Genomic DNA, 4,865 nt, shown 5'->3' on the forward strand with positions numbered 1-4,865 from the left:
TTCTTTGCTGGCATTCGTCGTCCCTTCCTTGGTCCAGACTGTCATAGTCGATGGACCACTCAGAAGGGGGCAGCTCAGGGTCAACCCGCAGAACTGGCTCGCCGACGTGCTCGACCGGATCGGGCGGGGCCACCCGATCAACCGGCTTGACGAGTTGCTGCCTTGGAACTGGGTAGCACCGGTAACAACATGAATATCTGATGCAGCGGTGAGCGGGCGTTAACGTTGGATCACGTAGCTCGCTATGCGCTGACCTGTTTGGATGGGGTGAGGGTGTATGAGGCTTCGATTCATTCTCGCTATGGCGCTCAGTGGTGTACTGGCTGCCCACTCAGCACAGGCTTGTATAGTTAGCGCACCACTCAATCTTGACGACATCAAACACGCCGACGCTGTCGTAGTTGGCCGCATCGGCAATTATCAAATCGTCCGCGATCTGGCGTTCCGCAAGCGTATGCTTGCCAGCCGGGGTCTGCCTCCCTTTCTTAAACAGCTCTACACGGACCCAAAGGAGACGTTGATGAGCGACTACGCAAAGTTCGACGTGCTTGTAAGCGAAACATTGGTTGGCCGTTTACCCCGAAGGATCACGGTAACGTGGGACAACTCGACCTTTGGTGAGCCGGAGCGAATGAGCGCGGGTCCATTTCTAATCGCGTTGCGCCGGGCCGGCTCACGCACGCTACCGTTGCAGGGACCAAGTGCTACCGTTCTGCCGAACTCACGGCCGGATCTTTTGACCGTGTTGCAGGCGCCTTGCGCAGGCGCATTCATTTTTGAGAGCGGAAGCGGCGCGGATCGAAGTGTCCGCCAGATTTTACGCGCAAGATCCAAGTAGAATTTCTGAGATCATCAGAAATCCTTTCATTTCTGCCATGGAATCGGCCTCCAAGGCTCGTTTCACCACCGACGGTGGTGGCCGGACGCTTACCGCCGAGCAGCCGAGAGAGCTGTTCGCCGAGCTCGTCGACCTGACGACTGACGGCTTCCACGTCGGCCCTAGATGCCGCGGGCTCGATAACGCTCTGGAGAAACGAATACGCGCCCATCAGCCCGCTAATGAGTCCGACCAGCGCCAGAATCCCCATGGCGTTCACTTCACGCTCGCTATTCGATGTGAAGCGGGAAAGCGCGACGATCAGGCAGCTGGCGATGCGGTCGATCACGCTGCCATCGTCTTCGGGGCCGATGCCGGTTGCCGCCAGCGCATCGACGATGGTCGTCAGATCGAAGCCGACGGTGCGCTCTGCGGCTGTCGGAAGGCTAGCGGCGATGTCGGCGGCGATGTTCGTGCCGCACGCGCCAGCGTTCCGGCCCGCGCCAACTCTGATGCCGTCATCAGGCCGGCGGCGCGGCGCGCGCCGGCGAGTCCAAGATCCTCGGCTATTCGGCGGTGCGCGTCCTCCATCCGCGATGCGAAGCTGGATGCCAACGATCGGTTGGCCTCCGGTCCCAGCGTGCCGAGAAGCCGCTGCATCTCTCGATGGCCATGCGCGACGGCTCCGCTCGAAGCGAAGCCGCCGATGCCGTTCACGCGTTCCAGTGCTGCGCGGACGTCTCTGTGGACCTTGTCGCGGGCCTGAGCGATGGCGCCTGTCGCCGGTGTACCGGTCAGCGAGCCGATCGACCCCGATGCGGATTTCCCGAGCAGTCCGTCCAGCACCGATCCGGCAGTGCTCCTGACGAGCGCGTCGCGAATGGTGCTGATGCCGAGCATGGCGTTCATCCGGCTGCGTGCCTCCTCCATCTCGCGGGCGACGCTGCTCGCCAGACTTCCCGCCGCGCCATGCGCCGCGGCGACGTCCTTTGGCCGGAGGTGTCCGGCGAGGGAACCGGTCGACAGAGCGAGATGCTTCGAGTCGATGAGGCCAGCGATGGCGCCGCTCTCGCGCCCAAGGCTCCCGCCGATCATCCGATTCATGTCGCGATGGGCCTTCTCAACGCTTCGGCTCGCGGTGTCGGACGCGAAGCCGGCGGAGGTCCGGCCGAGCAGCTTGTCCAGGGCGTCGCGTTTGAGGCTCGACCCAAGAGGATTCAGCATCGGTTCGATGTCTTCCGGCTTCATGACATCATCCCGACTTGCGACCGCCTCCGCGCGGCCATCTTTCGCCGACCATGACGCGCTGCAGGTGACGCTTGCGCCAGCGCGCTTATCGCTGCGGCTGTACATCGGCGACACCTCTGCTTGTCAGGTGAGGGCGAATGATGCCTGCCGGCGGCCGGCGCGACCGCTCGTCGTGATTCCGAGTGCGGAAATGACAGGGCGTCGGTCAGCCCGTCTCTACACGTTGACCGCTCGCTACAGTTGAACATGAAACTGGCGGAAGGCTCGAAGTCATCTGGCATGGACTAGAGGACCGTCGGCCTTCGATCGCATCATGGCATCGTCGGCGCCATGCGGCGGAAAGCGATCATTCGACTATTTCAGCCGTCTTACGAAGGTCCGCTTTGCATCATCAGCTGGCCGCAATCTGCCTGTCCGCTATCGGCCCAGAAACTGTCGAGCTGGTTCTGGCGAAAGTTGCCGGTCAGGAGCGCGCCCTAATAGCGGTCATTTCGGCGATTGAAGCTACTTCCCGAAAGCGGTCGGTCAGGTCCGGCGTACCGAGGTGCCCATCGATGACCGCAAATGGGTGGAGAGCGGACCCGTGGTTTTCGGGAATGCCGAGGGCGATAGCCGACATCTCGCAACGACGCCATTTCCCAAAAACGATGGTGTTTTGGGAACAGATCACGCACCGCGCGAGGCAGGACAATGTCAACCCGAGCTATCATGAACTGCTGACCGCATGGTGAGCAGGAAGTTGCCGACGGTTGGTGCGCGATTGCCACGCAGATGTGCCAGCGCCAAGGGCGCGAGGGGAGTGGCACCGGCAATCGGATGGTAAGCGACGCCAGCGAGCGCCAATTGCTGCATTGAGGCGGGGACGATCGACACGCCCTCTTCGGCCGCGACCAAGGCCAGCACGGAGGCAACCTGCGGCGCTGGCTGGCCCAGTCTCGGGGTGAAACCGGCCGCCTCGCACGCTCTCACTGCGGCATCGAATAGTGTGGGGCCGATCGCGCGCGGAGTCAGCACGAAGAGGTCGTCGCGGAGTGCCGTCAGCGACATCGAGCCTTGGCGATCACTCGGCAGCGCCGGGTGATCCGTCGGCAGCGCCAACACCATCGGCTCGTCGGGCAGGCTGGTGACGCGCATGTCGTCCAGCTCGATATTGGCAGGCCGCAGAAAGGCGACATCGATCGTGCCGTCGCGCAACGCCGCACCAAGGCTGGTGCTGTTGCTTTCGTGCAGCGCCAGCTCGACCTCGGGATAGCGGCGGCGAAAGGTTCTGATCGCGCCGGGTACGAGCGGGTTCATTGCCGCCGATCCGGTGAAGCCGACGCGCAGCACCCCCGCCTCGCCGCGCCCGGCACGCTGCGCTGCCCTGATCGCTTCTCCCACCTGCGCCGGCATGGTGCGAACTGCCGCGAGGAACGCAACGCCAGCCTCGGTCAGCTCGGCACCGTGCGGAACGCGGTGGAACAGCGGCGTGCCAATCTCGCGTTCCAGATCGCGGATCTGTTGGCTGAGCGGCGGCTGGCCGATGCCGACACGAACGGCAGCGCGTGTGAAGTTCCCCTCTTCGGCGACAGCCAGGAAATACCGGATATGGCGCAGCTCCATGCCATCTCCCAAAGCTATGATGATTGGGACCGCTATATATTGGACTGCGCACGGTGGAAGCACCATCTGGAAGGGAATGAACAGCGTCATCCTATCTGACCGACCGACCACCGGCGATCCGATGCTGCTCGTGCGGGCGCAGGATCGCAGTCCCGGCCTCCTCCACGGCAGCCTGGCCTATCGCCGCGCCAGCCTTGCGCTGTTCCTGGCCGGCTTCGCGACCTTCTCGCTGCTCTACTGCGTGCAACCGCTGCTGCCGGCATTCGCCGCCACCTACCATGTCAGCGCGGGTGCCAGCTCGCTGGCGCTATCGTTGACCACAGGCGCGCTCGCCGTGGCGATTTTCGCCAGCGGCGCGCTCTCGCAATCCCTGCCCCGGCGCGGATTGATGTTCGGGTCGATGCTGCTCGCCGGCATCTGCAACCTGCTCGCGGCGGTCGCGCCGGGCTGGACGTGGCTGCTGTTCGACCGGTTCGTCGAAGGCGCGGTGCTGGGCGGCGTGCCGGCGGTCGCGATGGCGTGGCTGGCGGAGGAGATGCACCCGCGCGATCTGGGCAAGGCGATGGGGCTGTACGTCGCCGGCACCGCATTCGGCGGCATGGCCGGCCGGATCGGCATGGGGCTGCTGCTCGATGTATCGACCTGGCAGGTGGCGATGGCGGCGATGGGCGCGGCCGGGATCGCCGCCGCGATCGGCTTCGCACTGCTGCTGCCGCCATCGCGGGGATTTGTCGTCCAGCGCGGCTTCGGCCTGCATACGCACAAGCGGCTGTGGGCGCGGCACCTGCGTCATCGCGACCTGCGGCGGCTGTTCGTGGTTGGCTTCCTGCTGACCGGCGTGTTCGTGACGCTTTTCAACTATGCGGGCTTTCGCCTGTCGGCCGTACCGTTCTCGCTCGGGCCGACCGCGATCAGCCTGGTGTTCCTGAGTTACATCTCGGGCATGATCGTCTCGCCCTGGGCGGGGCAGCTTGCCGACCGGGTCGGGCGGCGCGCGCCGCTGGCGGCGTCGCTGCTGGTGATGGCGGCGGGAGTGCTGGTGACGCTGTCGGACGCATTGCCGTTGATCGTGCTCGGCATCCTGCTCGTCACGCTCGGCTTCTTTGCGGCGCATGCGATCGTGAGCTGCCCCCTTCTGAGTGGTCCATCGACTATGACAGTCTGGACCAAGGAAGGGACGACGAATGCCAGCAAAGAA

At 64.3% G+C, this 4,865-nt stretch carries 5 protein-coding genes; 2 read left to right on the forward strand and 3 right to left on the reverse strand.

Annotated elements, in window-relative coordinates; all coding sequences use genetic code 11:
- On the forward strand, window positions 1-193 hold a 193-nt coding region (locus tag ACH0BU_RS17745), incomplete at its 5' end, for a transposase domain-containing protein (protein WP_500264437.1).
- A gap of 577 nt (window positions 194-770) precedes the next feature.
- Here ACH0BU_RS17745 and ACH0BU_RS17750 read toward each other — a convergent pair.
- The 3 genes from ACH0BU_RS17750 to ACH0BU_RS17760 all read right to left on the reverse strand — a co-directional run bounded on the left by ACH0BU_RS17750 (window position 771) and on the right by ACH0BU_RS17760 (window position 3,667).
- Window positions 771-1,166 (reverse strand): hypothetical protein, encoded by a 396-nt coding sequence (locus ACH0BU_RS17750; RefSeq protein ID WP_500264438.1) that lies wholly within the window; start codon window positions 1,164-1,166, stop codon window positions 771-773.
- A gap of 56 nt (window positions 1,167-1,222) precedes the next feature.
- A complete protein-coding gene (locus ACH0BU_RS17755; RefSeq protein ID WP_500264439.1) occupies window positions 1,223-2,065 on the reverse strand; it encodes a hypothetical protein in 843 nt (280 codons plus the stop codon).
- A 693-nt stretch (window positions 2,066-2,758) separates the two neighbouring features.
- Complete coding sequence (locus ACH0BU_RS17760; protein WP_500264440.1) at window positions 2,759-3,667, reverse strand: LysR family transcriptional regulator; 909 nt, start codon at window positions 3,665-3,667, stop codon at window positions 2,759-2,761.
- Window positions 3,668-3,743: 76 nt separating this feature from the next.
- Here ACH0BU_RS17760 and ACH0BU_RS17765 point away from each other — a divergent pair.
- Window positions 3,744-4,865 (forward strand): MFS transporter (locus tag ACH0BU_RS17765; RefSeq protein ID WP_500264441.1); only part of this gene is annotated, 1,122 nt, incomplete at its 3' end.

Origin of the sequence: Sphingomonas olei, from assembly GCF_045369765.1 — a bacterium.
GTDB lineage: Bacteria > Pseudomonadota > Alphaproteobacteria > Sphingomonadales > Sphingomonadaceae > Sphingomonas > Sphingomonas panaciterrae.